This window comes from Bradyrhizobium sp. 23AC (assembly GCF_054863025.1).
Window position 1 is genome coordinate 148,576 of the sequence record NZ_JAVAYN010000003.1, and the last position, 26,522, is coordinate 175,097.

Here is a 26,522-nt window from a genome sequence, read left to right on the forward strand (position 1 = left end):
CCCTGCCCCACCATCATACTCATTGCAGGAGCGGGGTCCGCAAGTCGAGGGTCAGCGGAAACTCATTTGTGCGTTCCTCGGGCGGTGGCTGGACCGGCCCCGGCGTATGGCCGTGGTCTTGGAAACGCGCCAGCCGCCGCGCCTCGGCCTCGTAGGTGTTGACCGGCTTGGTGTCGTAGCTGCGGCCGCCGGGATGGGCGACGTGGTAGACGCAGCCGCCGAGCGAGCGGCCGTTCCAGGTATCAATGAGATCAAAGGTCAGGGGCGCATGCACCGGGATGGTCGGGTGCAGGCCGGAGGCCGGCTGCCAGGCCTTGAAGCGGACGCCGGCGACAGCCTCGGCGGAGCGGCCGGTCGAGGTCATCGGCAGGCGGCGGCCGTTGCAGGTGACGATGTGGCGGCCCTCGACAAAACCCTCCGCCTTGACCTGAAGCCGCTCGACCGATGAATCGACATAGCGCACGGTGCCGCCGGCCGACCCCTCCTCGCCCAGCACGTGCCAGGGCTCCAGCGCCTGGCGCAGCTCCAGCGTCACGCCGCCATGATGGACGCGGCCGAAGGCGGGGAAACGGAATTCGAGCTGGGCCAGATACCATTCCGGCTCGAACGGATAGCTGGACTGCTTCAGCTCGGAGAGCACGTCCTGAAAATCCTCCCAGATGAAATGCGGCAGCATGAAGCGGTCGTGCAGCGCGGTGCCCCAGCGCACGAACTTGCCGGCCTGCGGCTCACGCCAGAACTTTGCGATCAGCGCGCGGATCAAGAGCTGCTGCGCCAGCGACATGCGCGGATCGGGCGGCATCTCGAGCGCGCGGAATTCGACGAGGCCGAGCCGGCCGGTCGAGCCCTCCGGGGAATAGAGCTTGTCGATGCAGATCTCGGCGCGGTGGGTATTGCCGGTGATGTCGACGAGCAGATGCCGGAACAGCCGGTCGACCAGCCACAGCGGCGTCTGGTAGCCCGGCGGCGGCACGTGCGAGAGCGCGATCTCGAGCTCGTAGATGCTGTCGTGGCGGGCCTCGTCGATGCGCGGCGCCTGGCTGGTCGGGCCGATGAACAGGCCCGAGAAGAAATAGGACAGCGACGGATGCCGCTGCCAGTATAAGACCAGACTCTTGAGCAGATCGGGCCGGCGCAGGAACGGCGAGTCCTGTGGGCTCGAGCCGCCGACCACGACGTGGTTGCCCCCGCCGGTGCCGGTGTGGCGGCCGTCGACCAGGAAGCGGTTGGCGCCGAGGCGAATCCTGGCGGCATCCTCATAGAGCCCGACGGTGATGTCGACCGCCTCACGCCAATTCTTTGCCGGCTGGACGTTGACCTCGATCACGCCGGGATCGGGCGTCACCTTGATGACCTCGACGCGCGGATCGAATGGCGGCGGATAGCCCTCGACATGGACCTGGAGCTGCATCTCCTCCGCTGTGGCTTCGAGCGCCGTGATCATTTCGAGATAATCCTCGATCCGCTCGACCGGCGGCACGAAGGCGCAGAGCACGCCGTCGCGGACTTCGATCGACAGCGCAGTACGCACCGGGACAGACGTGTTGAGATGCTCGGGCTCGACCCGCGGCGGCGATTCCGGGCGCGCCGGAAGGCTGAACACCGGCAGCTTGCCCCGCGCCTCCATCGGATCCCGCTCGATAATGTAGGGATATTGATTGGGCGGGACGTAGCCGAGCGAGCCGAGCGGCAAGCGCAGGCCGAGAGGCGAATCGCCCGGCATCAGGAACAGATGATTGCGCCGGAGAGCCCAGCGCTCGCTGCGCCAGCGCGGCGGCGCGTTCCAGCGCTGCACCGGCAGCACGAAGCCGCGCGGCGTGTTGAGGCCGTCGTCGAACACGCGCGCCATCCGCGCGCGCGCTTCCGGATCGGATAATTTGGGGTCCGACGGATCGACGTTGACGGGCAGCTCGGCTTCCTTCTGGAGCCAGTAGGCAGTGTCCTCGTAAGCCGGGATGATATAGCCGGGATCGAGCCCGAGCCGCGCCGCCGTGCCCTCCATGAAGGCCTCAGCATCCTTCGTCTCGGCGCGCCGCGGATTCTCGATCTTGGCGATGAGGTCGGCGTTCTTCCAGATCGGCACGCCATCCTTGCGCCAGTACAGGCCAAACGCCCAGCGCGGCAGGCTCTCGCCCGGATACCATTTGCCCTGGCCGTAATGCAGAAGGCCGCCGGACGCGAAGCGCGTGCGCAGACGGCGGATCAAATCGTCGCCCAGCGCGCGCTTGGTCGGGCCGACGGCCTCCGTATTCCACTCCGCAGCTTCCAGATCGTCGACCGAGACGAAGGTGGGCTCGCCACCCATGGTGAGCCGCACGTCCTGCGCGGCGAGATCGCCGTCGACCTGCTCGCCGAGATCATTGAGCCGCGCCCAGGATTCGTCGGAGAACGGCTTGGTGATGCGCGGCGCCTCGCGGATGCGGCGCACGCTCATATCGAAGGCGAACTCGACCTCGGCAAAGCCGGCGCTGCCGGAAATCGGCGCGGCCGAGCGATAATGCGGCGTGGCGGCGACGGGGATGTGGCCCTCCCCCGCGAGCATGCCGGAGGTCGCGTCGAAACCGATCCAGCCGGCGCCGGGCAGATAGACCTCGGCCCAGGCGTGCAGGTCGGTGAAGTCGTTCTCCACTTCCGGCGGACCCTCGATCGGGTCGATGTCGGGACGGATCTGGATGAGATAGCCGGAGACGAAACGCGCGGCGAGGCCGAGATGACGGAAGGTCTGGATCAGGAGCCAGGCGGAGTCGCGGCATGATCCGGCGCCCGAAGCGAGTGTCTCCTCCGGCGTCTGCACGCCGGGCTCCATGCGGATGATGTAGCGGACCTTCTTCTGAAGCTCGCGATTGAGCTCGACCAGGAAGTTGACCGTGTTCGGAGCGTCCTGCGGGATCGAATCGAGATATTTCGCAAACAGGCGATCAGGCTTGATGGTCTCCAGATAAGGCGCCAGTTCGGTCTTCAGGTCGTTCGGATAGTCGAACGGAAAACTGTCGGCATAGGGCTCGACGAAGAAGTCGAACGGGTTGACCACGGTCATCTGCGCCGTGAAGTCGACCTCGATCTTCAATTCGGTCGTCTTCTCCGGGAAGACGTAGCGGGCGAGCCAGTTGCCTTGCGGATCCTGCTGCCAGTTCACGAAATGGTTGGATGGCGTGACCTTGAGCGAATAGCTCATGATCGGCGTGCGCGTATGCGGCGCCGGCCGCAGGCGGATGGTCTGCGGTCCGACATCGATCGGGCGATCGTATTTGTAGTGCGTGACGTGGTGTAATGCGACGTAGATCGACACGGGGTGCGATGCTCCAGCAGCTTTTTTGAGCAGAACACCTGAGGTGGACGCGATCAAGCACTAACAACGGGCAGTCCGTGCCTAGGTAAGATGCGGGCCATGCGGACAGTATCGTAGGGTGGGCAAAGCGAAGCGTGCCCACGATCTGCGTTTGATTGGCGAGAATTCGTGGGCACGCCGCGCAAGTGCGCGCCTTTGCCCACCCTACGGTTCTGCCTTTGGTGATGGGTCCCGGACCGGCGCGCGCCTTGGGGCGCGCTTGTCCGGGACGACAGCGGTGAGTGGCGCAGCCCTACGCCGCCGACGTCAGCCGCTGCAGGAACTGCGTCACCTCGCGGCGGAGGGTCTCGACTTCGCCGTGGACGCGTTCGGAGGCGCTGTTGACGCGGCTGGCGACGCGGCCGGTGTCGGCGGCGGCTTCGCTGATGCCTGACACGTTGGAGGACACTTGCGAGGTGCCGACTGATGCTTCCTGGACGTTGCGGGCGATCTCGCGGGTCGCGGAGCCCTGCTGCTCGATCGAGGCCGCGATGCTCGCGGTGATACCGTCGATCTCGGCGATGGTCTGCGCGATCGCCTCGACAGCCGCGACCGAATTGGTCGTCGATTGCTGCATCTCGCCGACTTTGGCGCTGATCTCCTCGGTCGCCTTGGCGGTCTGGTTGGCGAGGCTCTTGACCTCGGAGGCCACGACGGCGAAGCCGCGGCCGGCCTCGCCTGCCCGCGCCGCCTCGATCGTGGCATTGAGCGCCAGCAAATTGGTCTGCTCGGCGATCTCGCTGATCAGCTTGACGACATCGCCGATCCGCAGCGCCGCATCCGCGAGGCTACGAATCTCGCTGCCGGCACGATTGGCTTCGTCGACGGCGCGGCCGGTGCTCGTGGTCGAGCCGGCCACTTGGCGGCTGATCTCTGCGATCGAGGATGCGAGCTGTTCCGCGGCGCTCGCCACCGTCGCGACGTTGCTCGAGGCCTGATCGGACGCACTGCGCATGCCGGAGGTCTGGCGGTTCGTCGTCTCCGCCGCCGCCGCCATCTGGCCGGCGTCGGATTCGAGATCGGTCGCGGCGCTCATGAGGCTGCCTGCGACTTCGTCGAGATGCGTGCCGAACTGCTTTGCAAGGCCCGCGATCTCGACCACCCGGCGGCCGAGGCTGTCGGTGCCGGCATTGATGACGGTTGCCGAGCGGCGGAACGAGCCGGGCAATCCGCGCGCGAGGATCTTGCGGAAATGCTTGCCGCGGCTGGCATAGTCCATCGATGCCGAGGCCTCGCGGACGAAGGCGTCGGCGATGTCGAGCATGTCGTTGACCGACTTCTGGATGGTGCCGATGCGCCCGGCCTGGCGCTCGCTCAGGATCCGCGCTTCGAGATCGCCGCGCGCCGCCTTGCGGCAGACATCGGCGACCTCATCGACGGCCACCGCCGTGCGGTGCTGGCACCAGAGCGCGTAGCCGAGCAGCAGGATCGCCGCGCCGAGCGGCGCTGCATTGACGATTCCGGTCCAGCCGAGCAGCGAGGCGACGAACGCGATGCTGGCGAGAAGGCACGCGACTGCAGTCGCTCCCTGCGCCTTAGAGAGAGAGCACAAATTCATCGTAGCCGACACCGTTTTGCTTGAGCAGACCGACCATCATTTCGAAGCTCGCACGCATGCCGTCCTTGGCATTGGCGTGGCGCGCCTCTTCCGCGCAGAGCGCCTTGTAGATCGGCTTGATGCGCTCGACCGGCGCCGGATCGGGCCTGCGTCGATTGGAATGATAGCCGATGATGTTGCCGCGATCGTCGAGCGTCGGGGTGACATGGGCGAACACCCAATAATGGCTGCCATCTCCCGCGAGATTGACGACGTAGGCGAAGATTTCCTGCTTGGCCTGGAGCGTATCCCACAGCAGCTTGAAGACGCAGCGTGGCATGTCGGGATGGCGGATCAGGCTGTGGGGCGCGCCCATCAGCTGCTTCCAGGGGTATTTCGCCATGCGGAGAAAGACGTCATTGGCGTAGGTGATGCGGCCTTTGAGATCGGTCTTCGATACAATCAGCTCCTCCTCACCAAGGAGATTTTCCACCCCCGTGGGACGTATCGCTTGCATCGGTTCGATCCTTAAAGGCCGGCCCACCACGCTGTGGAGCCGCATCGCCCCCTGTCTACGGCAACAGTGTTAATCAGGTGTAAGCCGCGGATCCCCAGCGAAGAAACCTCGCCTCCGTATCATTACGTAACGAACGATCGGTGCAATTCGCGCAACCACACGCGCTGCCCATCGGCCTCGCGTGTCCCCCAATGACACGCAATTGCATGTGTGCTGCGCGAAGCGCGGCTACATCGTCGCGCCGAGCACCCAGGGCGCGAACTCGGCGCCGCCGAAATCAAAGCTCTCGCTCTTGGTCGGCTGTCCCGAGGCCGTCTTGAGGATGAGGTCGAAGATGCGCTGGCCGCATTGCTCGACGCTCTCCTCGCCTTCGAGGATGGTGCCGCAATTGACGTCCATGTCCTCTTCCATGCGCTTGTACATGGGCGTGTTGGTGGCGAGCTTGATCGAGGGCGCCGGCTTGCAGCCGAACACGCTGCCGCGGCCCGTGGTGAAGCAGACGAGATTGGCACCGCCGGCAACCTGCCCGGTTGCCGCGACAGGGTCGTAGCCGGGCGTGTCCATGAAGACGAAACCCTTCTTGGTGATGGGCTCGGCGTAACGCAGCACCTCGACGAGGTTGGTGGTGCCGGCCTTCGCCATCGCACCGAGCGATTTTTCAAGAATGGTGGTGAGGCCGCCGGCCTTATTGCCGGGGCTCGGATTGGCGTTCATCTCGGCGCCTTCGCGCTCCGTGTATTCGTCCCACCAGCGCATCAGGTCGACCAGCTTCTCGCCGACCTCGCGGCTGACGGCGCGGCGCGTCAAGAGATGCTCGGCGCCGTAGGTCTCCGGCGTCTCCGACAGGATCACGGTGCCGCCGTGACGCACGATGAGATCGCTCGCAGCACCAAGCGCGGGATTGGCCGACACGCCGGAATAGCCGTCCGAGCCGCCGCATTGTAGAGCGACCGTCAGCTCGCTCGCCGGCACCGTTTCGCGCTTGACCTTGTTGGCGTCAGCCAGCGCTTCGCGCACGAAGGCGATGCCCGCCTCCACGGTCTTGCGGGTGCCGCCAACCTCCTGGATGTCCATCGCGCGCAGGCGTCCCGCGAGCTTCTGCTCCTCCATCAGACCACCGATCTGGTTCACCTCGCAGCCGAGGCCGAGCACGATGACGTGGGAGAAATTGACGTGCCGCGCATAACCGCCGAGCGTGCGGCGGAGCAGCGCCAAGGGCTCGTTCTGCGTCATGCCGCAGCCGGTCTTGTGGGTCAGCGCGACCACGCCGTCGACATTGGGAAAGTCAGCGAGCGGATTGTCGCCGGTGAAGGGATTCTTCTTGAAGACGTCGGCGACCAGGCTTGCGACATGCGCACTGCAATTCACCGAGGTGAGGATGCCGATATAGTTGCGCGTGGCGACGCGGCCGTCCGGGCGGCGAATGCCTTCGAAGGTCGCCGGCAGATCGAAGTTCGGCGTCGGCTTGACGTCGGCGCAATAGGCATAGTCTTTTGAAAAGTCGCCCATGCCGATGTTCTGCACGTGCACGTGCTGGCCCGGCGCGATCGGAATGGTCGCAAAGCCGATGATCTGGCCGTAGCGGATGACAGGCTCGCCCACAGCGATCGGCTTGATCGCGACCTTGTGCCCGGAGGGGATGCGCTCGACCGTGGTCACGCCGTCGGCAACGACGGTGCCGGGCGGCAGGCTGGCGCGCGCGATCAGCACGCCATCATCAGGATGCAGGCGGATGACGGGGCTGATGGTCATGGCAGGTCTCCTTGAGCGAATAGTGAGTAGCGAGTGGCGAATGGAAAAAGGGGAGCAGCACTATTCGCTACCCCCCATTCGCCATTCGCGAGGTCTCAGGCCTTCCCGCCCGAATCCTTGCGGGTCGCGTTGACCTGCATCTTGGCGTAGGTCGTCATCAGGCCGACCTCGTTCGACAGCGTCACCAGCTTGAAGCCCATGTTGATGGCGCGCGCTGCGCCCTCGGCGCCGCTGCAATGGATGCCCGGGTTGAGGCCGCGCTTGCCGCATTCCTTGATGATCTTCTCGTAGATCGCGAGGATCTCGGGCTCGCTGCGGTCGAGCTTGGGCTCGAGGCCGTAGGAGAAGCCGAGGTCGGACGGGCCGATATAGACGCCGTCGATGCCTTCGACGTCGAGGATCGCTTCCATGTTCTCGACCGCGGTCTTGGTCTCCATCATCGGCAGCAGGATGGTGTCGGCATTCGCGGTCTTCTGATAGGAGCCGGCGGTGCCGTACATGCCGGCGCGGATCGGGCCGTTGGAGCGCACGCCCTGCGGCGGATATTTGGAATAGGAGACCAGGTTCCTGGCTTCCTGCGGCGTGTTGACCATCGGGCAGATCACGCCATAGGCGCCGCCGTCGAGCACCTTGCCGATGATGCCGGGCTCGTTCCAGGGCACGCGGACCATCGGGGTCACGGGGTGCTTGTCCATGGCCTGGAAGCACTGCACCATCGAGAGATAATCCTGCACGCCATGCTGCATGTCGACGGTGACGCTGTCGAAGCCGCATTGCGCGATCATCTCGGCCGAGAAGCCGGAGGGAATAGCGAGCCACGCGTTGACCACGGCCTTGCCCGACTTCCAGATTTCCTTGACCTTGTTCGCCACGTTGCCTTCCTTCTTTGTTGTTTGGACCTTCGTCACCATGACGAGCGCCGCGACAGCACGACCCGCTGTTAGCGCGAACCGGAGCGCCGCGCTACGCTCGCAATGACGCAACGCCTATGCGCTCGCGCTCTGGATACTGACTTCGCTGACGCCGACCTCGCTAGCGGCGCTCACTATTGCCGCCCGGGGTGTCATCCGGCAAGGGATCGGGTCCGCTCCGTCACGATTTTCCGCCCCGGATCGCCCGGAATCGGCACCTCCCGATCCCCGCATCGGCCTGGCGGCGTGCATGGGCAGTTTAACCTCCCCGGCATCGACACGGCCAGCGTCAACCACCTTCGAATCGACGTCAAACCATCGCCCGACCCCCCGGTTCCGGCCATCACGCGCTCACTCCTCCGCACTTGCCTCCTCGCTTGCGCCAAGCTCTGCAAGACTCTGTTCGAGCGCGCCGAGCATCTCCTGCAATTCGGCGAGCTTGCGTGCGCCGAAGCGTCGCGTGATCTCGGCATAGATCGCTTCCGACGTCGGCGCCACCGAGGCCATCAGCTTCACGCCCTCTTTCGAGATCGAGACCATGCTGCGGCGCTGGTCCGCTTTCGCCGTCTTTCGCTCGATCAGATTGCGCGCCTCGAGATCGCGCAGGATGCGCGACAGGCTCGGGCCGAGCAGGAACGCCGTGCGCGCGAGTTCCGTGACCTCGACCGCCTCGATCGCCGCTAGTGCACGCAGGATGCGCCATTGCTGCTCGGTCAAGCCGTGCTCGCGCAGCGAGGGACGAAACTGCCGCATCACCGCTTCGCGGGCTCGCAGCAGCGACATCGGCAGCGAGCGGGAGAAATCGCGCATCGGCACCTGCCGGGCGGCAGGCGCGCTTCCGTTGGCTGGATCAGCCGGTCTCTTCACCATGATGCCCTTTCAAACCGCAAAACGTTTGCAGTGCAGCAAGCCGAAATTGTGTTTGACGCATTCACTTAACATGTTAAGTATCTCCCGGCACCCCAATTTGTAAGATCACAAATGGCGCTTTCCAACGACGATATCCAAGCTTGCGCGAGGCGTCTGCACGAGGCGGAGAAGACCCGCACGCAGATCCGGCAGCTGTCGCAGGATTTCCCCGGCATCACCATCACCGATGCCTACGCGATTCAGAAGGCCTGGGTCGACGTCAAGATCGCCGAGGGGCGCATCGTCAAGGGCCACAAGATCGGCCTGACCTCGAAGGCGATGCAGAGCGCGCTCAATATCGACGAGCCCGATTCCGGCGTGCTGCTCGACGACATGTTCTTCGCCGATGGCGGGATCATTCCGACCGAGCGCTTCATCGCGACACGCGTCGAGGCCGAGCTCGCCTTCGTCATGAGCAAGCGGCTCGCGGGGCCCGACTGCACGCTGTTCGACGTGCTCAACGCCACCGATTTCGTGGTGCCGGCACTGGAGATTCTGGACACGCGGATCGAGCGCGTCGATCCCAAGACCAAAGCGACGCGAAAGATTTTCGACACCATCGCCGACAATGCGGCGAATGCCGCCATCGTGCTCGGCGGACGGCCGATCCGCCCGCTCGACGCAGACTTGCGCTGGATCGGCGCGCTGTGTTTTCGGAACGGCCAGCTCGAAGAGACCCGCCTTGCCGCCGGCGTGCTCAATCATCCGGCGACCGCCGTCGCCTGGCTCGCCAACAAGATCGCGCCGCTCGGCCTTGCGCTGGAGCCTGGACAGGTCGTGCTTGCGGGCTCCTTCATCCGTCCGATCGAGACCCGCAAGGGCGACACCATTCAGGCCGATTATGGCGCCTACGGCTCGGTCAGCTGCTACTTCGCTTAGGCGCATAAGAATACTGGGAGTGAAACCGCGATGCCGCATTTCACGATTGAATATTCGGCCAATCTCGATGGCCGCCTCGATATCGCGGCGGTGTGCGAGATCGTGCGCAAGGCGGCGGTCGAGACCGGCATCTTCCCGCTCGGCGGCATCCGCGTCCGCGCCATCAGGTGCGAGCACTATGCGATCGCTGACGCGCGGAAGGACTACGGCTTCCTCGACATGGTGTTGCGCATCGGCGAGGGCCGCGATCTCAGGACGCGGCAGCAGGCCGGCGAGCACGTCTTCCAGGCACTCTCCCGACATCTCGATCCCGTCTTCGCTGCCAGCAAGTTCGCTCTGTCGTTCGACATGCAGATCAACGACAAGGACACCAGCTGGAAGCGCAACAACATCCACGACGCCCTGAAAGTGGAAGCCGCCCATGGATAAGCCCAGCCCGAAAGCCGATGTATTCCAGGCCAACCGCGACCGCGTCGCACCGCTGCTGAAGAAGCTGCGTGCCGACGGCATCGGTCACATGATCGACGGCAAGACCGTCGCCTCGATCTCCGGCGAGACGTTCGAGACGAAGTCACCGGTCGACGGCACTACGCTCGCCAGCGTCGCGCGGGGCACTGCCGAGGACATCGACCGCGCCGCAACGGCTGCCGCGCTCGCCTTCAAGTCCTGGCGCGATATGGGCCCGGCGATGCGGAAGAAGCTGCTGCATCGCGTCGCCGACGCGATCGAGGACAATGCGGACGACATCGCGGTGCTCGAATGCATCGACACCGGCCAGGCCTATCGCTTCATGGCCAAGGCCGCTATCCGCGCCGCCGAGAATTTCCGCTTCTTCGCCGACAAATGCGCGGAGGCGCGCGACGGCCTCAACACGCCGAGCGACGAGCACTGGAACATCTCGACGCGCGTGCCGATCGGCCCGGTCGGCGTGATCACGCCGTGGAACACGCCGTTCATGCTCTCGACCTGGAAGATCGCCCCGGCCCTTGCCGCCGGCTGCACGGTCGTGCACAAGCCGGCCGAGTGGTCGCCGGTCACCGCGGACATGCTCAGCAAGCTCGTCAAGCAGGCCGGCGTTCCCGACGGCGTGCTCAACACCGTCCACGGCTTCGGCGAAGAGGCCGGCAAGGCGCTGACCGAGCATCCCGCGATCAAGGCGATCGGCTTCGTCGGCGAGAGCGCGACCGGCTCGGCGATCATGGTGCAGGGCGCGCCGACGCTGAAGCGCGTGCATTTCGAGCTCGGCGGCAAGAACCCCGTGATCGTGTTCGACGATGCCGATCTCGACCGCGCGCTCGATGCCGTCGTGTTCATGATCTACTCGCTCAACGGCGAACGCTGCACGTCATCGAGTCGCCTCTTGGTTCAGGCCGGCATTGCGGACAAGTTCACGGAGAAGCTCACCGCGCGCGTGAAGGCGCTGAAGGTCGGCCATCCCCTTGATCCCGCCACCGAGATCGGGCCGCTGATCCACGAACGGCATCTGGCAAAGGTCTGCTGCTATTTCGACGTCGCGCGCCAGGACGGCGCTGTGATCGCGGTCGGCGGCAAGGCCCATGACGGCCCGGGCGGCGGGCATTACGTCGAGCCTACCTTGGTCACCGGCGCGCACGGCAAGATGCGCGTGGCGCAGGAGGAGGTGTTCGGCCCGTTCCTCACCGTGTTGCCCTTCAAGGACGAAGCCGAAGCCGTCGAGATCGCCAACGACATCCGCTATGGTCTGACCGGCTATGTCTGGACCAACGACGTTGGCCGCGCACTGCGCGTCGCCGACGCGCTGGAGGCCGGCATGATCTGGCTGAACTCGGAGAATGTCCGCCATTTGCCGACGCCGTTCGGCGGCATGAAGGCGTCCGGCATCGGCCGCGACGGCGGCGATTATTCGTTCGATTTCTACATGGAAACCAAGCACGTCTCGCTGGCGCGGGGCACGCACAAGATTCAGAAACTGGGAATTTAACGCTTCGTCGTTCCGGAGCGCGAAGCGAATCCGGAACCTCGAGATTCTCAGGTGCGCAATTGCGCACCATAGTTCGGCTCTTCGAGCCGCCCGGAATGACGACCGAGCCGAGGGGAAACGCAAATGCCCGTACCGCAACATATCTTCGAGCCGCCGTTCAACATCATCCGCTCCAGCCACGTCGTGCTTGACGTCACCGACTTGAAGCTGAGCCGCGAGTTCTACGAGACGATTGTCGGCCTGCATGTCGAGGACGCCGACGACAAGGTCGTGTACTTGCGCGCCGCGGAGGAGCATCAGCATCACTCGCTGGTGCTGCGGAAAGCAGCAGTCCCGGCGTGCGCGCGCCTCGGTTTCAAGGTCGGCAACGACGGGGATCTCGACAAGGCCGCCGCTTTCCTGTCCGAGAACGGGCTTGCCTACGCTTTCGTCGACCAGCCCTTCCAGGGCCGGACCCTGCAGTTTACCGATCCCTTCGGCTTCCAGATCGAGCTCTATGCGTCGATGGATCGGCGGCCGCATCTCTTGCGCCGCTATGATCTCTATAGGGGCTGCCACCCGCAGCGGCTCGATCATTTCAACGTCTTCGCCGCCGAGGTGCAGGACACCGTCGAGTTCTACGCCCGGCTCGGCTTCCGCCTCACCGAATACGCCGAGGAGGATGGACCGAACGGCCGCATCGCCGCCGCCTGGATGCATCGCAAGGGCAATGTCCACGACTTCGCCATCACCAACGGCAAGGGCCCTCGCCTGCACCATTTCGCCTACTGGACGCCGACGGCGATGAACATCATCCATCTCTGCGACGTCATGGCGTCGCAAGGCTTCGTCAAGAACATCGAGCGCGGCCCCGGACGCCACGGCATCTCGAACGCATTCTTCCTCTATGTCCGCGATCCCGACGGACACCGGCTCGAGCTCTACACCAGCGACTATTTCACGGGGGATCACGACCACGAGCCGCTGCGCTGGTCGCTGCGCGATCCGCGCCGCCAGACGCTGTGGGGCGCGCCCGCCCCGCGTTCCTGGTTCGAGCAGGGCTCGCTGTTTAGCGGGCAGGCCGTGCGCGAGCCGAAGTTTGTCGCGGACGTGCTGGTGGCTGACTGATGAAACTTCCTCGCCTCGCCACCTATTCCGTCAAGGGTGATGTCAGCTACGGTGCTGTCCTGCAGGGCGGCATCGTCGATCTCTCCGCGCGCTACGCAAAACACTATCCAACGCTGCGCGAAGTCATCGCGGCCGGAAAGCTCGTGAGCTTTGCCGAGGAAGCCGCCGGCCGCGCGCCGGATCACGCGCTCGCCGATATCACCTGGCTGCCGCCGGTGCCCGCGCCGGAGAAGATCATCTGCATCGGCGTCAACTATCCTGATCGTAACGCCGAGTACAAGGACGGTCAGGACGCGCCGAAATATCCGAGCATGTTCATGCGCTCGCCCCGCTCCTTCGTCGGCCACGACACGCCGCTGGTGCGCCCGCGGGCGTCCGCGCAGCTCGATTATGAGGGCGAGATCGTGCTGGTGATCGGCAAGCAAGGCCGGCATATTCCGGAAAGCGCTGCGCTCGATCACATCGCCGCGCTGACGCTGTGCAACGAAGGCTCGGTGCGCGACTGGCTGCGCCACGCCAAGTTCAACGTCACCCAGGGCAAGAACTTTGATTCCAGCGGCAGCCTCGGCCCATGGCTCGTGCCCTACGTGCAGGAATCGCAGATCGCCGATGTCAGGCTCACCACGCATGTCAACGGCGAGCTCAGGCAGGACGATCGCACCAGCCGGCTGATGTTCTCCTTCCGTTATCTCATCAACTATATCTCCACCTTCGCAACGCTCGTCCCCGGCGATATCATCGTTACGGGCACGCCGACCGGCGCCGGTGCGCGGTTCGATCCGCCGCGTTACCTGAAGCCCGGCGACGTCGTCGAGGTCGCGGCCGAAGGCATCGGCAGCTTGCGCAACGGTGTCGTCGACGAAGCCTGATCAACAATCGAAGTGGAATGATGCAATGACCACCCTCACCGGCGGCGAAGCGATCGTAAGCGGCCTGGTCGCCCATGGCGTCGATACCGTGTTCGGCCTGCCCGGTGCGCAGGTCTACGGCCTGTTCGACGCCTTCCACCAGGCCCAGCTCAAGGTGATCGGCGCGCGGCACGAGCAGGCCTGCGGCTACATGGCATTCGGCTATGCACGCGCGAGCGGCCGGCCCGGTGTGTTCAGCGTCGTGCCCGGCCCCGGCGTGCTCAACGCCAGCGCAGCGCTGCTCACCGCCTATGGCTGCAACGAGCCGGTGCTGTGCGTGACGGGCCAGGTGCCGACGCAATTTCTCGGCAAGGGCCGCGGCCATCTGCACGAGATGCCGGATCAGCTCGCGACCCTGCGCACCTATGTGAAATGGGCCGACCGTATCGAGACGCCCGGCAACGCACCGACCACGGTGGCGCGCGCCTTTCAGGAGATGACGTCCGGCCGGCGCGGCCCCGCCTCGGTCGAGATGCCTTGGGACGTCTTTACGCAGCGCGCGGACACCGCTGCAGCACGCGTGCTGGAGCCCTTGCCGGCGCCGCTGCCCGATCCTGACCTGATCAGGCAGGCGGCGGCGCTGATCAAGGGCAGCAAGGCGCCGATGATCTTCGTCGGCAGCGGCGCGATCGATGCGGGCGAGGAGATCCTCGAACTCGCCGAGATGATCGATGCACCCGTCGTCGCCTTCCGCAGCGGCCGCGGCATCGTCTCCAACGCCCATGAGCTCGGCCTCACCATGGCCGCGGCCTACAAGCTGTGGCCCAACACCGATTTCATGATCGGCATCGGCACGCGGCTGGAGCTGCCGACCATGTCGCGCTGGCCGTATCAGCCTGCGGGCCTGAAGAGCATCCGCATCGACATCGATCCGGTCGAAATGCGGCGCTTCGCTGCCGACACCGCTGTTGTCGCCGATGCCAGGGCCGCGACCGCCGATCTCGCTGCTGCCGTGCGCAAGGCCGGCTACAGCAAGACCTCCGGCCGCCGCGCCACGATCCGCGAAGCAACTGCGAGCGCTCAGGCCGAGATCCAGCGCGTCCAGCCGCAGATGGCTTATCTGAACATCCTGCGCGAGGTGCTGCCCGCGAACGCGATCGTGACAGATGAATTGTCACAGGTCGGCTTCGCCTCCTGGTACGGATTTCCGATCTACCAGCCGCGCACCTTCATCACCTCGGGCTATCAGGGCACGCTCGGCTCGGGCTTCCCGACCGCGCTCGGAGCCAAGGTGGCGAACCCGGATAAGCCCGTGGTCGCCATCACCGGCGACGGCGGCTTCATGTTCGGCGTGCAGGAGTTGTCAACCGCCGTGCAGTTCAACATCGGCGTGGTGACGCTGGTGTTCAACAACAACGCCTACGGCAATGTCCGCCGCGACCAGCGCGAACGTTTCGACGGCCGCGTGGTGGCGTCCGACCTCGTCAATCCGGATTTCGTCAAGCTCGCGGAGTCCTTTGGCGTCGCGGCTGCGCGTGTCACCGCGCCCGATCAGTTCAAGGCGGCGATAGAGAAAGCACTCAGCCATGGCGGGCCGTATCTGATCTCGGTGGAAGTGACGCGGGATTCCGAAGTGAGCCCGTGGGCGTTCATCCACCCGCCGAAGCCTTAAGCGAAGCATCGTCGTTCCGGAGGTCTCTTCCCTTCTCCCACAAGGGGAGCAGGAAGATCACCGCGTCCGGCGGAACGTCAGATTGATCCGCTTCCGTCCCAACAGCGCATGCTCGCCTTCGGCGAGCGGCGCGACGCCGTGATAAGCGAGCCTGGACGGGCCGCCCCAGACCACGACATCGCCATGGACCAGCCGGAAGCGGCGCGGCTTGTCGGCACGTGCGAGGCCGCCAAACAGGAAGGTTGCGGGCAGGCCGAGCGAGACCGAGACGATCGGCGCCGCATAATCCAGCTCGTCCTTGTCCTGATGCAGCGACAGCCGCGTGCCGGGCTCGTAGCGGTTGACGAGGCACGCATCGGGCGCGAAGCCGGCAAAGCCGCCCTGCTCCGCCGCGTGGCGCGCGAGATCGCGCAGCACCGGCGGCATTTCGGGCCAGGGCGCGCCGGTTCGCGGGTCGATCGGATCGTAGCGATAGCCGGTGTGGTCGGTGATCCAGCCACGCTCGCCGCAATTGGTCATTGCCACCGACATCAGATGGCCACCGGGCGTCGTCATCCGGCGGAACGGCGATTGCGCCACGATCGCGCGCACGGCGGCGATCAGCTCGGTTTCGATCGGCTTGACGAAGCCGCGCAACAACACGGCACCGTCCGCGATCTCCTCGCGCGACGGCTGCGCTTCGGCAACGCTATCGAACAAATCAGCCGTCAACGCTCCGCTCATTTGGCATCGTGAAAAATTACACCCAGTGTATGGCGCTGGCCGGACCTGATGCGGCTGACGCCATGGCGCAGATTAACGCGGTAAGTGCCGCGTGTCCCCTGCACCGGGCGGTGATGCACAGCGAAGGCGACGGCGTCACCCTGCGCCAGCGGCACCACCTCGGCCCGCGACTGCATGCGCGGCCGTTGCTCGGTCAGCACGAATTCGCCGCCGCTGAAATCGCGACCGGGCTCGGATAGCAGGATCGCGACCTGGAGCGGGAACACGTGCTCGCCATAGAGGTCCTGGTGCAGGCAGTTGTAATCGCCCGCCTCATATTGCAGCAGCAGCGGCGTCGGCCGCGCCTGCCCCGCCTCGTGGCAGCGTTTCAGGAACGCCGCGTGCGCGGCGGGATAGCGAATGTCATTCCCCATCGCCTCGTTCCAGCGATTGGCGACGCCTTGCAGACGCGCGTAGAGCGCTGGGCGGAGCTGTGCGATCAGATCCGGCAGCGGATAGGCGAAATATTTGTACTCGCCGCGGCCAAAGCCGTGACGGCCCATGACGATGCGGCTGCGAAACTGCGTGTCGTCCGGGTAGAGCGCCGCAACGGCGCGGCACTGGTCCGGCGTCAACAGGCCCTTCAGGACGGCACAGCCCTGGGTGTCGAGTTCGGCCGTGATCTGAGGCCAGTCGAGGGCGTCGACGTGGGCGGCGAGGTCGGGACCGGAGGGTTGGGCCGTTTTACGTGCGGTCATTGTCATAACAATCACCTTGGCAGCCCGACGTTTACCCCGCCACCCGATTTCCGATGACTATCTCCCGTCATTGCGAGGAGCCCTTGCGACGAAGCAATCCAGGCTGGTTCCGCCGAAGGATTCTGGATTGCTTCGCTTCGCTCGCAATGACGGTGGGGGGAGAGCTAGCCCCTCACCGGCAACGTCACCACGTCGTACCCATGCTTGATCGTCCGCTTCAGCACGGGATCCTCCAGCTCGAACTCGAACCGGTCGGCGGGGCGGATGCCGCCCTTGGCTGCAAACGTGCCGCCGAACATGGCGCAGCCGTCGGGGAATTTTCCTCCTTCGAAGCCGCGTGCGATCAGGTCGTTCACCGGCAGCATCGCGTCCAGCGTGCCCTCCTGGTAGAGCACGCGCTCGCCCTTGATCGTGGCGTAGGAGCGCAGGATCATCCTGTCCCAATGGCCGACGACGTCCTCGAGCTCCCACAGCGTGGCGGCGATCGGCTTGTCGCACATCTGCTTGGACACGGTGACGTTGTAGGCCTCGACCTTGCGGTCGGTGTGGTCGGAGCCGCAGCCGACGAAGATGCGGCCCTGCCAGCCGATCAGCACGAACTCGACCTCGCCGGAGGAATCCCCGCCGGTGCATTCGATGCTGTCTTCCTGGGTCAGCCGCCGCGCCGAGGCGCGGTAGTAAATCGGCGTCGAGGCCGGCGGGGCGATGCCCATCTCCTGCAGCTCGGCTATGTGCTTGTCGCGCGCGACGGGGTCGCGGCCGGTCCATCCGGCGATGACCATCTGGTCGATCGCGAGCGTCAGCGGCGTGGTGGTGTCCTGTGCATCGACGGTGAAAGTCAGGTCAAACACGAATGACGGCCTCCATGCCGGCAGCAAGTTCAAAAATACGATGGTCCGTTCCGCCCGCGCCCGCCAGCATCAGGCCGACGGGAACGTCGCCCTGGCGATGTGCGGGCAGCGAGATGGCGCAGCCGTCGATCATGTTGATCAGGGTGCAGTTGCGCAGTGCGCGGATGTTCTCGCGCGTGAATGCCTTGTCATCGGCAAGGTCGGCGATCTTCGGCGGCGTGTTGGGCGTGGTCGGCAGCACCAGCGCATCATAGGGCGCGATGCGCGCGTTGACGCGGGCGATCAGCGAGCGGCGCTCGTTGAGGAGATCGATGTAATCGGCCGCGCTCTGCGCTTCGCCGCGCATGATCCGTACGGAGACGCGGGGATCATAGACATCGCCCTTGGAGGTGATGAGATAGCGGTGCCAGGCGTAGCTCTCGGACGCGGCAAAGCCGCCCTTGGCGTTCATCGGACCGATGTCGTGGAATTCGGCCATCTCGATGCGCTCAATGATGGCGCCATGGTCGGAAAGCGTCCTCAGGGCGCGTTCGAACGTCTCGGCGACTTCAGCATCGAGGTCGTCGAGCGCGATCGTGGTCGGCACCGCGAGTCGCATGCCCTGGATCGGACGCGGCTTCAGCGGGGCGATCGGCTCGTTCGCGAGCACGGCGTCCAGTATGGCACAGCAACTGACTGATCGTGCCAGCGGCCCGATGCTGTCGAGCGAGAATGAGAGCGGCACGGAGCCATCGAGCGGCACGCGCCGCTGCGTCGGCTTGTAGCCGACGATGCCGTTGAACGCGGCCGGAATCCGGCAGGAGCCGCCGGTGTCGGTGCCAAGCGCGCCGTGTGCCATGCCATCGAGCACGGATACCGCCGCGCCCGAGGACGAGCCGCCGGGCACATGGCCCACGGCCCGGTTCCAGCCGCCCTTCGGCGTGCCGTAGTGCGGATTGATGCCGATGCCGGAATAGGCGAACTCGGTCATGTTGGTGCGCCCGATCACGACGAAGCCGGCCCTGCGCAGCCGCGCCACCGTCGCCGCATCCTGCTCGGCCGGCGGCGAATCGTCGAGCGCGCGCGAGCCGGCGCGCGTCACCTGGCCCTTGATGTCGAACAGATCCTTGATCGAGATCGGGATGCCGGCATAGCGCGATGGCGCCGCCTTGGCCTTGCGCAAGCCGTCCATCGCGTCCGCCGCGGCGAGCGCGGCGTCCTTGTCGACATGGAGGAAGGTGCGCTGGCCCTCCCCGGCAGGATCGGCGATCCTGGCGATGCAGGCCTCGACCAGCTTGCGGGCGGTCGTGCGGCCGCTTTCGAGGTCTTCGGCGAGCTTCGCCAGCGTCGGAAATTCGGGCATGTCTGTCTCACGGAATATTGTCGCGCGCAATCTATAGCGCTGCCTCAGTTCGACACAAGCATTGTGCGCATGATGGCATGCATGCGTATTGCTGGACCGTTGACGCACCATGGTCGATTGTCGCATCAAGATCGAAACGGGCGGGCGTGAAGCCTGCCCTATCAAGATTTGCTTTCTGGGAGGGCGTTCCGACATGGCCGAACCGCAGCGCGCGCGACCGAAACCGACGCCGGAGACCCAGCATTTCTGGGACGGCACGAAGGCGGGCGAATTGCGCCTGCAGCGCTGCGACGCCTGCGCGCATGTCTACTTCCCGCCGCGCCCGTTCTGCCCGTCCTGCGCCTCGCGCAAGGTCAGCATCTTCAAGGCGAGTGGCAAGGGCTTCCTCTACAGCTACGTGATCAATCACCGTCCCGCCGCGCCCGGCTTCACGCCGCCATATGCGATCGCCGTGGTGGAGCTTGTCGAGGGACCGCGGATGATGAGCAACATCATCGATTGCCCGCAGACGCCCGAGGCGCTCGAGCTCGACATGAAGCTCGAAGTCGCCTTCCAGGCGCTCGACGACAAGATCACCCTTCCCGTGTTTCGTCCGGCGAAGGGATAAGCCATGCGCAAAAACCAGGTTGCCGTCGTCGGCGCGGCCGAGACCACCGAGCTCGGTGTCATCCCGAACGCCTCGCAGCTCCAGCTTCACGCAGACGCCGCGCTCAACGCCATCGCCGATGCCGGACTGAAGCTCTCCGACATCGACGGCTTTGCCACCGCGGTCGAAACGCCGCAGCAGGTCTGCCACTATCTCGGCATTAAGCCGACCTGGGTCGACGGCACCTCGGTCGGTGGCTGCTCCTTCATGCTGCACGTTCGTCATGCCGCGGCGGCGATCGAGGCGGGCTTGTGCAAGACCGTGCTGATCACGCATGCCGAGAGCGGCAAGTCGATGATCGGCAAGGCGCCGCGCTCGATCCCCGCCGACAGCCTGCAGGGCCAGTTCGAGGCGCCCTACGGCGTCTACGGTCCGCCCAGCATGTTTCCGATCCCCGTGCTGCGCTTCATGAAGACCTACGGCATCACGCACGAGCAGCTTGCTGCCGTTGCGGTGGTGCAGCGGGAATGGGCCGCGAAGAATCCGCGCGCGATGATGAAGGACCCGATCACGGTTGCCGACGTCCTCAACTCGCGCATGATCGCCTATCCGTTTCGCCTGCTGCAGTGCTGCCTCGTCACCGACGGCGGCGGCGCGCTGATCCTGACCTCGGCCGATCGCGCCAGGGATTTTCCGCGCAAGCCCGTTTATATCATGGGCACCGGCGAGAGCGTGGAGACGCCGATGGTCAGCCAGATGGAGACCTTCAACTCCTCGCGCGCGTTCAAGACCGCAGGCCCCCTCGCGTTCAAGGAGGCCGGCATCGCACACAAGGACGTCGATCACCTCATGATCTACGATGCGTTCGCGCATCTGCCGCTGTTCGGCCTCGGCGATCTCGGCTTCATGCCGCATGAGGAGACCGGCCAATTCATCGCCGACGGCAATACGCGTCCCGGCGGCAAGCTGCCGCTCAACACCAATGGCGGCGGACTGAGCTATATGCATTCGGGCATGTACGGCATGTATGCGCTGCAGGAGAGTGTGCGGCAGATGCGCGGCATCGCACCGGCGCAGGTGCCGAACGCGAAGATTTCGGTATGTCACGGCGTCGGCGGCATGTTCGCGGCGAGCGGCACGATCGTGTTTACGAACGAGAGGTAAGCGGCGCGGACAACGCATGCTCGTCATTGCCGGGCTTGACCCGGCAATCCATCCTCTTCTGAGATGGATGCGCGGGTCAAGCCCGCGCATGACGAGCTGGGTTAGCTGCGGCCAGAGGCAACGTGGAGAGGCTAGCATGAGCAAATCACTGCAAGACAAGGTCATCATCGTCACCGGCGCAGGCCGCGGCATCGGGCGCGAGATCGCGCTGCTCTGTGCGGCGGAGGGCGCCAAGGTCGTGGTCAACGATCCCGGTGGAGCCTCGGACGGTGCCGGTTCGAACGCGGCGCCCGCCGAAGAAGTGGTCGAGGAGATCAAGAAGCGCGGCGGCACCGCGGTCGCCAATTTCGAGTCGGTCGCCGAAGCGATCCCCGCCAGCAAGATCGTGAAGACCGCGACCGATCATTTCGGCCGGCTCGACGGCGTCGTCAACAATGCCGGCATTTTGCGCGACATGATCTTCCACAAGATGAGCGTGGAGGCGTTCGAGGCCGTCATCAAGGTGCATCTGATGGGCTCGTTCTACGTCAGCCACGCCGCCGCGCGCATCTTCCGCGAGCAGGAGAGCGGCTCCTTCGTGCACTTCACCTCGACCTCCGGCCTGATCGGCAATTTCGGCCAGGCCAATTACGCCGCCGCCAAGCTCGGCATCGTCGGGCTGTCGAAGTCGATCGCGCTCGACATGGGCCGCTTCAACGTCCGCTCCAACTGCGTCTCGCCGTTCGCCTGGACGCGCATGATCGGCACCATCCCGACCGAGACTGAGGCCGAAAAGGCGCGGGTCGAGAAGATCAAGCAGATGGGACCGGAGAAGATCGCCCCGCTCTGCGGCTATCTGATCTCCGATGCCGCCAAGGACGTCACCGGCCAGATTTTCGGCGTGCGCATGAACGAGATCTTCCTGTTCAGCCAGAACCGTCCGATCCGCTCGGTGCAGCGGAGCGAGGGCTGGACGCCGCAGTCGATCGCGGAACACGGCATGCCGGCGCTGAAGGGCTCGTTCTACAAGCTCGACCGCTCCGCCGACATCTTCACCTGGGATCCCGTCTAGCCGCATTTCCGGCATCCCTGCCCTGCGATCTCCGGTTGTCTTGGCCCGAGATCGCTCCGTTTTACGCCCGAATGCAGGCGAATGGTGTCCTCCCAACGAAACTTTGGGAGGAAACCATGACAAGAACACTGACCAACTCCGACGATACCTCTGTAACGGGCGGCCTCGGCCGCCGCACTCTGCTCAAAGGCACGGCGGCTCTCGCCGCATCCACTGTCCTCGCCTCGCGAGCCGACGCCCGCGACTTCGGCGCCAATGCCGAGCCGCAGCGCTATCCCGACCCCGACATCATCGCCATCGACCCCAAGCGCTTCAAGGCCAAGGTCGGCAACACCGCGATCAAGCGGCTCTATACCGGCTGCCTGTGGGCGGAGGGACCGGCCTGGAATGCGCAGGGACAATATCTCGTCTGGAGCGACATCCCCGCCAACCGGCAGCTGCGTTATCTCGACGATGACGGCCATATCTCCGAGCAGTTCCACAAGCCGTCGAACGAGGCCAACGGCAATTCGTTCGACACCGAGGGGCGCCAGCTCAGCGCCGAGCGCACCCGTCTCGTCCGCTATGAGCACGACGGCTCGGTGACGGCGCTGGCCGAGCAGGCCGGTGGCAAGCCGCTCAACGGCCCGAACGATATGGTGGTGCATCCCAACGACAAGGCGATCTGGTTCACCGACCCCGGCTACGGGGCGATCAGCATCTACGAGGGCAAGCTCGCCAATACCGGCTCGCTGCAGCCGCACCAGAAGGAATCCGTCTATCGCCTGGACGCCCAGACCGGACAGGTGGCGAAGGTCGCGGACGAGCCGTTCAAGCCGAACGGCATCGCCTTCAGCCACGACTACAAGAAGCTCTATGTCTGCGACACCGGCATCACGCATTACCCTGAAGCCAAGAACGTGGTGTGGTCCTACGACATCGACGGCGCCAAGCTGTCGAACCCGAAGAAGCTGATCGACATGACGCTCGACGGCAAGTCGGGCTTCCCTGATGGCTTGCGCGTCGATACCGAGGGCAACATCTGGGTCGGCGCCGGCTGGGTCGGTCCCGGCTATGACGGCGTGCAGGTCTTCGCGCCGAACGACGGCGCGCGCATCGGACAGATCCTGCTGCCCGAGACCTGCGCCAATGTCTGCTTCGGCGGCAAGAAGCGCAACCGCCTGTTCATGACCGCGAGCCAGTCGCTCTACGCGGTCTATGTGGAGACGCAGGGCGCGCATTTCTGTTGAGCGAAGCGAGTGGTGAGTGGCGAATGGCGAATAGGGCTTATTCGCTACTCGCTACTCGCCATTCGCTATTCGCCCCTACCCCGTATTCCTCAGCCCCGCCGAAATCCCGTTGATCGTCAGCTGAATCCCGCGCAGCACTTGCTCGTCCGGGTTCTGCGCGCGGTGCTCCTTCAAGAGCTCGACCTGCACGTGGTTGAGCGGATCGAGATAGGGGAAGCGGTGGCGCACCGAGCGCTCCAGCAGCGGATTGCCCTGCAGCAAGCGGTCCTGCCCCATGATGTCGAGCAGCGTCTCGATGCAGGAATGCCATTCGCGGCGGATGCGGCCGAAAATCTTCTCCCGCAAGGCTTCGTCCGGCACCAGTTCGGCATAGCGCGAGGCGATCGCGATCGAGCTTTTGGCGAGCACCATGTCCATGTTCGAGAGCAGCATGCGGAAGAACGGCCATTCCCTGTAGAGCTCTTTCAGGAACGGCATGCCCTTGTCGGGATGTTCCGCGATCCACTGCTCGACCGCGCTGCCAAATCCGTACCAGCCCGGCAACATCAGGCGGCATTGCGCCCATGAAAACACCCAGGGGATCGCGCGCAGATCCTCGATCGCGCGGGTCTTCTTGCGCGAGGCCGGACGGCTGCCGATGTTCAGCGTCGCAATCTCGTTGATGACGGTCGAGGACCAGAAATAATCGACGAAGCCGTCGGTCTCGTAGACGAGGCCGCGATAGGCTTTGAAGGCGAGGTTCGACAGCTCATCCATCGCGGTCAGATATTCGCGGCGCGGCGCGCTCTGGCGCGGATTAAGCAGGCTCGCCTCCAGCGTCGCCGCGGCGAGGATCTCCAGATTGTTGCGGCCGACTTCGGCGTTGGAATATTTCGACGAGATGATCTCGCCCTGCTCGGTGATGCGGATCTGGCCGTTCACCGCGCCGCCGGGCTGGGCGATGATGGCGTCATAGCTCGGCCCGCCACCGCGGCCGACCGAGCCGCCGCGGCCGTGGAACAGGCGCAGCCGCACGTGATGGCGCTCGAACACGTCGACGAGACCGATCTCGGCCTTGTAGAGCTCCCAGCCCGAGGTGACGAAGCCGCCATCCTTGTTGCTGTCGGAATAGCCGAGCATGACCTCCTGCACGCTGCCGCGGCTGTCGACCAGACGCCGGTAATCGTGCAGCGACAGCAAGCGATCCATGATGCCGCTGGAGGCCTGCAGATCCTCAATGGTCTCGAACAGCGGCACGATGTTGATGGCGCTGCGGCCGGAGGGATGGACGAGGCCGACCTCCTTCAGCAGCACCGCGACCTCGAGCATGTCGGACATGCCCTTGCACATCGAGATGATGCATTGGGGAATGGCGTCCGAGCCGAACATCGCATGCGCTTCCGCGGCCGCATGGAAGACGTTGAGCTCGCCCATGGTCTCGTCGCTGTACTTGACGAAGGGCGAGACCAGCGCGCGCGTCGAGCGCAGCTCGTTGGTGAGCAGCGAGATGCGCGCCTCTTCGCCGAGCGCGAGATAGGACATGCCGGGATTGGCGGCATCCATCAGCTCGGCGATGGTGCGTTCGTGCACCGCCGAGTTCTGACGGATGTCGAGCCGGGCGAGATGGAAGCCGAAGCAATCCACCGCGCGCCGGAGCAGCCGCAGCCGGCCGCGGGCGATGACGCGGGCATTGTTGGAGATCAGCGAGCGGTGCAGCACATCGAGATCGGCCTGCAGCTCCTTCACGCTCGCATATGGCGCACCCTTGCCGACCGGCCGGCGCGTGATCTCGACCGCGAGCTTTTCGGCCGTCGCGGTCAGGCGCGCGTAGATGCCGGAGACCGCCAGACGATAAGGCTCGCCGCTCCGGTGCGGCGAGGTATCCGGCGAGCGTTCCGCCAAATTGCGCAGCTCTTCTGAGACGTCGGCGAGATGCGCCGCGATCGACAATTCCGAGCCGAGCACGTGCAGCTCGTTCAGATAGAACTGCATCACCCGGCTCGACTGCAGCCGCAGCGTGCCGCGCATCACGTCGGCGGTAACGAAGGGATTGCCGTCGCGGTCGCCGCCGATCCAGCTGCCCATGCGCAGGAACGAGGCCAGCTCGGAGGCCGCCTGCTCGCCGCCCTCCTCCAGCCGGTCTTCGAGCGCGTTGACCAGCCGCGGCACCTCGCGCAGGAAGGTGTAATCGTAGAACGACAGGCCGTTGGCGACCTCATCTAACACGGTGAGCTTGGTGCGGCGGAGCAGATTGGTTTGCCACAGCGTCAGCACCTCGCGGCGAAGCTGCTCGTCGCTGGCATCGGCCTCCTCCGCGGTGAGCGCGACGCGCTCGCGGCGGTCGAGCAGGCCGGCGACCTCCATCTCGCGGTCCATCGTGCTCTTGCGGCGGACTTCGGTCGGGTGCGCGGTCAGGACCGGGCTGACCAGCGCGGACTTGAAGAAGCTGCGCAAGGCATCGGCACCGATGCCCGCCGCCTTGGCATGGGCCAGCGTCTCCGCCAGCACGCCGGAGCCGCCGCCTTTGCCGGCGCGCATCTGGCGGATGTTGTTCTGGTCCTCGGCGATGTTGGCGAGGTGGGAGAAATAGCTGAAGGCGCGGACGATCCGCACGGTTTCCGACGTCGACATACTGTCGAGGATCTGCTCGAGCTCGCGGCGGGCGAGCCGGTCCTCGTCGCGGTGGAACCGGATCGAAGTCTGCCGGATGCGCTCGACCAGGTCGAACACGTCGGCGCCCTCCTGATCGCGCACGGTGTCGCCGAGGATGCGTCCGAGCAGGCGGATATCGTCCCGCAGGCGGGCTTCCGCTTCCGTCACCTGAACGTCCTCGGGACGGTTGGGGCGATGCTCAGTGGCGTCGGATGGTATGGTCTGGAGGGACATGGCTCGCTCCTCTTCAAGAGCTCCCTTGAAGAGCTTCCTTGGGCTCCTCGGCCCAGAGGAGTGTGCGATATTTTTCTACCGCAGTGCAAGACGAAGTTGGAGGCGGTGCAAACTGCCGGCCACGCTCGTGTCCCGGACGCGCTGCAACGCCCTTGAGTTGCTGCGCAGAGCCGGGACCCAGCAGCCGTCGAGCACGTTGCCGCAATCTGGGCCCCGGCTCTGCAGCGCACCGCTGAACCGGACGATGCTTCGCATCGCCGGGAGAGCGCTGCGCTGCGTCCGGGGCACGAGAGCTCTCCCATTTATCTCTATAGACACGCCTTCGCCTTCTCGCGGCGTATTCCGCCCGAGCTTTGCTATCCGTTTCGCCCTCATCGAAGAGAAAGGGCGCAGGGAAGGCCGGAGGCCGGCTGGCACCCGAAGGTCCGCACGCGACAAGACGCACGCGGGGTTGACCACAGGTGATGCCGGGCTCCCGGCCTTCCCTGCGCAATGGTTTTACGGCTTATGGCGTGCTCTCCCCGGGGAGCGATGCACTATTGCCCCCGTCGTCT

Annotated in this window: 21 protein-coding genes; 10 read left to right on the forward strand and 11 right to left on the reverse strand. The window is 65.2% G+C overall.

Annotated elements, in window-relative coordinates; genetic code table 11:
* Positions 1 to 19: 19 nt before the first annotated feature.
* From RAD10_RS09095 to hpaR, 6 genes are all read right to left on the reverse strand, one after another.
* Positions 20 to 3,289: a transglutaminase family protein gene (locus RAD10_RS09095; protein WP_461617180.1), complete on the reverse strand. Its 3,270-nt coding sequence runs from the start codon at positions 3,287 to 3,289 to the stop codon at positions 20 to 22.
* A gap of 292 nt (positions 3,290 to 3,581) precedes the next feature.
* Positions 3,582 to 4,886 carry a methyl-accepting chemotaxis protein gene (locus tag RAD10_RS09100; protein WP_461617181.1) on the reverse strand — a complete coding sequence of 435 codons (1,305 nt, stop codon included), beginning with the start codon at positions 4,884 to 4,886 and terminating at the stop codon, positions 3,582 to 3,584.
* The gene (locus tag RAD10_RS09105) at positions 4,864 to 5,382 is read right to left on the reverse strand and encodes a PAS domain-containing protein (RefSeq protein WP_461617182.1); all 519 of its coding nucleotides are present in this window, start codon (positions 5,380 to 5,382) and stop codon (positions 4,864 to 4,866) included. The genes RAD10_RS09100 and RAD10_RS09105 overlap by 23 nt, the downstream gene beginning before the upstream one ends.
* Before the next feature lie 228 nt (positions 5,383 to 5,610).
* Positions 5,611 to 7,134 carry a UxaA family hydrolase gene (locus RAD10_RS09110; RefSeq protein WP_104462345.1) on the reverse strand — a complete coding sequence of 508 codons (1,524 nt, stop codon included), beginning with the start codon at positions 7,132 to 7,134 and terminating at the stop codon, positions 5,611 to 5,613.
* 95 nt (positions 7,135 to 7,229) lie between these two features.
* The gene (locus RAD10_RS09115) at positions 7,230 to 8,006 is read right to left on the reverse strand and encodes an HpcH/HpaI aldolase family protein (RefSeq protein WP_008549964.1); all 777 of its coding nucleotides are present in this window, start codon (positions 8,004 to 8,006) and stop codon (positions 7,230 to 7,232) included.
* Between the two features lie 390 nt (positions 8,007 to 8,396).
* Positions 8,397 to 8,915, reverse strand: a complete 519-nt coding sequence (hpaR, locus tag RAD10_RS09120; RefSeq protein ID WP_183258472.1) for a homoprotocatechuate degradation operon regulator HpaR — start codon at positions 8,913 to 8,915, stop codon at positions 8,397 to 8,399.
* Positions 8,916 to 9,026: 111 nt separating this feature from the next.
* On the opposite strand from hpaR, the gene hpaH reads away from it, so the two are divergent.
* The 6 genes from hpaH to RAD10_RS09150 all read left to right on the forward strand — a co-directional run bounded on the left by hpaH (position 9,027) and on the right by RAD10_RS09150 (position 15,420).
* The gene (gene hpaH / locus RAD10_RS09125) at positions 9,027 to 9,833 is read left to right on the forward strand and encodes a 2-oxo-hept-4-ene-1,7-dioate hydratase (RefSeq protein ID WP_461617183.1); all 807 of its coding nucleotides are present in this window, start codon (positions 9,027 to 9,029) and stop codon (positions 9,831 to 9,833) included.
* Positions 9,834 to 9,863: 30 nt separating this feature from the next.
* Complete coding sequence (locus tag RAD10_RS09130) at positions 9,864 to 10,262, forward strand: 5-carboxymethyl-2-hydroxymuconate isomerase (protein WP_461617184.1); 399 nt, start codon at positions 9,864 to 9,866, stop codon at positions 10,260 to 10,262.
* Entirely contained in the window at positions 10,255 to 11,793 is a 1,539-nt protein-coding gene (hpaE, locus tag RAD10_RS09135) for a 5-carboxymethyl-2-hydroxymuconate semialdehyde dehydrogenase (protein ID WP_461617185.1), read from the forward strand. The genes RAD10_RS09130 and hpaE overlap by 8 nt, the downstream gene beginning before the upstream one ends.
* Before the next feature lie 123 nt (positions 11,794 to 11,916).
* Complete coding sequence (hpaD, locus tag RAD10_RS09140; RefSeq protein ID WP_183258476.1) at positions 11,917 to 12,900, forward strand: 3,4-dihydroxyphenylacetate 2,3-dioxygenase; 984 nt, start codon at positions 11,917 to 11,919, stop codon at positions 12,898 to 12,900.
* Positions 12,900 to 13,769: a fumarylacetoacetate hydrolase family protein gene (locus RAD10_RS09145; RefSeq protein ID WP_461617186.1), complete on the forward strand. Its 870-nt coding sequence runs from the start codon at positions 12,900 to 12,902 to the stop codon at positions 13,767 to 13,769. Before hpaD ends, RAD10_RS09145 begins: the two co-directional genes overlap by 1 nt.
* A 25-nt stretch (positions 13,770 to 13,794) precedes the next feature.
* Complete coding sequence (locus RAD10_RS09150) at positions 13,795 to 15,420, forward strand: thiamine pyrophosphate-dependent enzyme (RefSeq protein ID WP_461617187.1); 1,626 nt, start codon at positions 13,795 to 13,797, stop codon at positions 15,418 to 15,420.
* A gap of 57 nt (positions 15,421 to 15,477) precedes the next feature.
* Here RAD10_RS09150 and alkB read toward each other — a convergent pair whose 3' ends face one another.
* The 4 genes from alkB to RAD10_RS09170 all read right to left on the reverse strand — a co-directional run bounded on the left by alkB (position 15,478) and on the right by RAD10_RS09170 (position 19,073).
* Positions 15,478 to 16,131 (reverse strand): DNA oxidative demethylase AlkB, encoded by a 654-nt coding sequence (gene alkB, locus RAD10_RS09155; RefSeq protein WP_461617495.1) that lies wholly within the window; start codon positions 16,129 to 16,131, stop codon positions 15,478 to 15,480.
* Between the two features lie 8 nt (positions 16,132 to 16,139).
* Positions 16,140 to 16,886 (reverse strand): 2OG-Fe(II) oxygenase, encoded by a 747-nt coding sequence (locus tag RAD10_RS09160; protein WP_461617188.1) that lies wholly within the window; start codon positions 16,884 to 16,886, stop codon positions 16,140 to 16,142.
* Between the two features lie 158 nt (positions 16,887 to 17,044).
* Positions 17,045 to 17,731: a DUF2848 domain-containing protein gene (locus RAD10_RS09165; protein ID WP_461617189.1), complete on the reverse strand. Its 687-nt coding sequence runs from the start codon at positions 17,729 to 17,731 to the stop codon at positions 17,045 to 17,047.
* Positions 17,724 to 19,073, reverse strand: a complete 1,350-nt coding sequence (locus RAD10_RS09170; RefSeq protein WP_461617190.1) for an amidase — start codon at positions 19,071 to 19,073, stop codon at positions 17,724 to 17,726. The genes RAD10_RS09165 and RAD10_RS09170 overlap by 8 nt, the downstream gene beginning before the upstream one ends.
* A gap of 193 nt (positions 19,074 to 19,266) precedes the next feature.
* Here RAD10_RS09170 and RAD10_RS09175 point away from each other — a divergent pair, with 193 nt between their 5' ends.
* The 4 genes from RAD10_RS09175 (at position 19,267) to RAD10_RS09190 (ending at position 23,103) form a co-directional block, all read left to right on the forward strand.
* A complete protein-coding gene (locus RAD10_RS09175; RefSeq protein WP_461617191.1) occupies positions 19,267 to 19,680 on the forward strand; it encodes a Zn-ribbon domain-containing OB-fold protein in 414 nt (137 codons plus the stop codon).
* Between the two features lie 3 nt (positions 19,681 to 19,683).
* Positions 19,684 to 20,823 carry a thiolase C-terminal domain-containing protein gene (locus RAD10_RS09180; protein WP_461617192.1) on the forward strand — a complete coding sequence of 380 codons (1,140 nt, stop codon included), beginning with the start codon at positions 19,684 to 19,686 and terminating at the stop codon, positions 20,821 to 20,823.
* 136 nt (positions 20,824 to 20,959) lie between these two features.
* Positions 20,960 to 21,874: an SDR family oxidoreductase gene (locus RAD10_RS09185; protein ID WP_091953453.1), complete on the forward strand. Its 915-nt coding sequence runs from the start codon at positions 20,960 to 20,962 to the stop codon at positions 21,872 to 21,874.
* Positions 21,875 to 21,990: 116 nt separating this feature from the next.
* On the forward strand, positions 21,991 to 23,103 hold the full coding sequence (locus tag RAD10_RS09190) for an SMP-30/gluconolactonase/LRE family protein (RefSeq protein ID WP_461617193.1): 1,113 nt from the start codon (positions 21,991 to 21,993) through the stop codon (positions 23,101 to 23,103).
* Positions 23,104 to 23,178: 75 nt separating this feature from the next.
* On the opposite strand, the gene ppc is transcribed toward RAD10_RS09190, so the two are convergent.
* Positions 23,179 to 25,968 (reverse strand): phosphoenolpyruvate carboxylase, encoded by a 2,790-nt coding sequence (gene ppc, locus RAD10_RS09195; protein WP_461617194.1) that lies wholly within the window; start codon positions 25,966 to 25,968, stop codon positions 23,179 to 23,181.
* Positions 25,969 to 26,522 lie beyond the last annotated feature (554 nt).

Bases quoted from the DNA above. Each gene is read 5' to 3' on its own strand.
- RAD10_RS09100 (WP_461617181.1), bottom strand. From the start codon at position 4,886: ATGAATTTGTGCTCTCTCTCTAAGGCGCAGGGAGCGACTGCAGTCGCG.
- RAD10_RS09105 (WP_461617182.1), bottom strand. From the start codon at position 5,382: ATGCAAGCGATACGTCCCACGGGGGTGGAAAATCTCCTTGGTGAGGAG.
- RAD10_RS09110 (WP_104462345.1), bottom strand. From the start codon at position 7,134: ATGACCATCAGCCCCGTCATCCGCCTGCATCCTGATGATGGCGTGCTG.
- hpaR (WP_183258472.1), bottom strand. From the start codon at position 8,915: ATGGTGAAGAGACCGGCTGATCCAGCCAACGGAAGCGCGCCTGCCGCC.
- hpaH (WP_461617183.1), top strand. From the start codon at position 9,027: ATGGCGCTTTCCAACGACGATATCCAAGCTTGCGCGAGGCGTCTGCAC.
- RAD10_RS09130 (WP_461617184.1), top strand. From the start codon at position 9,864: ATGCCGCATTTCACGATTGAATATTCGGCCAATCTCGATGGCCGCCTC.
- hpaE (WP_461617185.1), top strand. From the start codon at position 10,255: ATGGATAAGCCCAGCCCGAAAGCCGATGTATTCCAGGCCAACCGCGAC.
- hpaD (WP_183258476.1), top strand. From the start codon at position 11,917: ATGCCCGTACCGCAACATATCTTCGAGCCGCCGTTCAACATCATCCGC.
- RAD10_RS09145 (WP_461617186.1), top strand. From the start codon at position 12,900: ATGAAACTTCCTCGCCTCGCCACCTATTCCGTCAAGGGTGATGTCAGC.
- RAD10_RS09150 (WP_461617187.1), top strand. From the start codon at position 13,795: ATGACCACCCTCACCGGCGGCGAAGCGATCGTAAGCGGCCTGGTCGCC.
- RAD10_RS09160 (WP_461617188.1), bottom strand. From the start codon at position 16,886: ATGACAATGACCGCACGTAAAACGGCCCAACCCTCCGGTCCCGACCTC.
- RAD10_RS09170 (WP_461617190.1), bottom strand. From the start codon at position 19,073: ATGCCCGAATTTCCGACGCTGGCGAAGCTCGCCGAAGACCTCGAAAGC.
- RAD10_RS09175 (WP_461617191.1), top strand. From the start codon at position 19,267: ATGGCCGAACCGCAGCGCGCGCGACCGAAACCGACGCCGGAGACCCAG.
- RAD10_RS09180 (WP_461617192.1), top strand. From the start codon at position 19,684: ATGCGCAAAAACCAGGTTGCCGTCGTCGGCGCGGCCGAGACCACCGAG.
- RAD10_RS09185 (WP_091953453.1), top strand. From the start codon at position 20,960: ATGAGCAAATCACTGCAAGACAAGGTCATCATCGTCACCGGCGCAGGC.
- RAD10_RS09190 (WP_461617193.1), top strand. From the start codon at position 21,991: ATGACAAGAACACTGACCAACTCCGACGATACCTCTGTAACGGGCGGC.
- ppc (WP_461617194.1), bottom strand. From the start codon at position 25,968: ATGTCCCTCCAGACCATACCATCCGACGCCACTGAGCATCGCCCCAAC.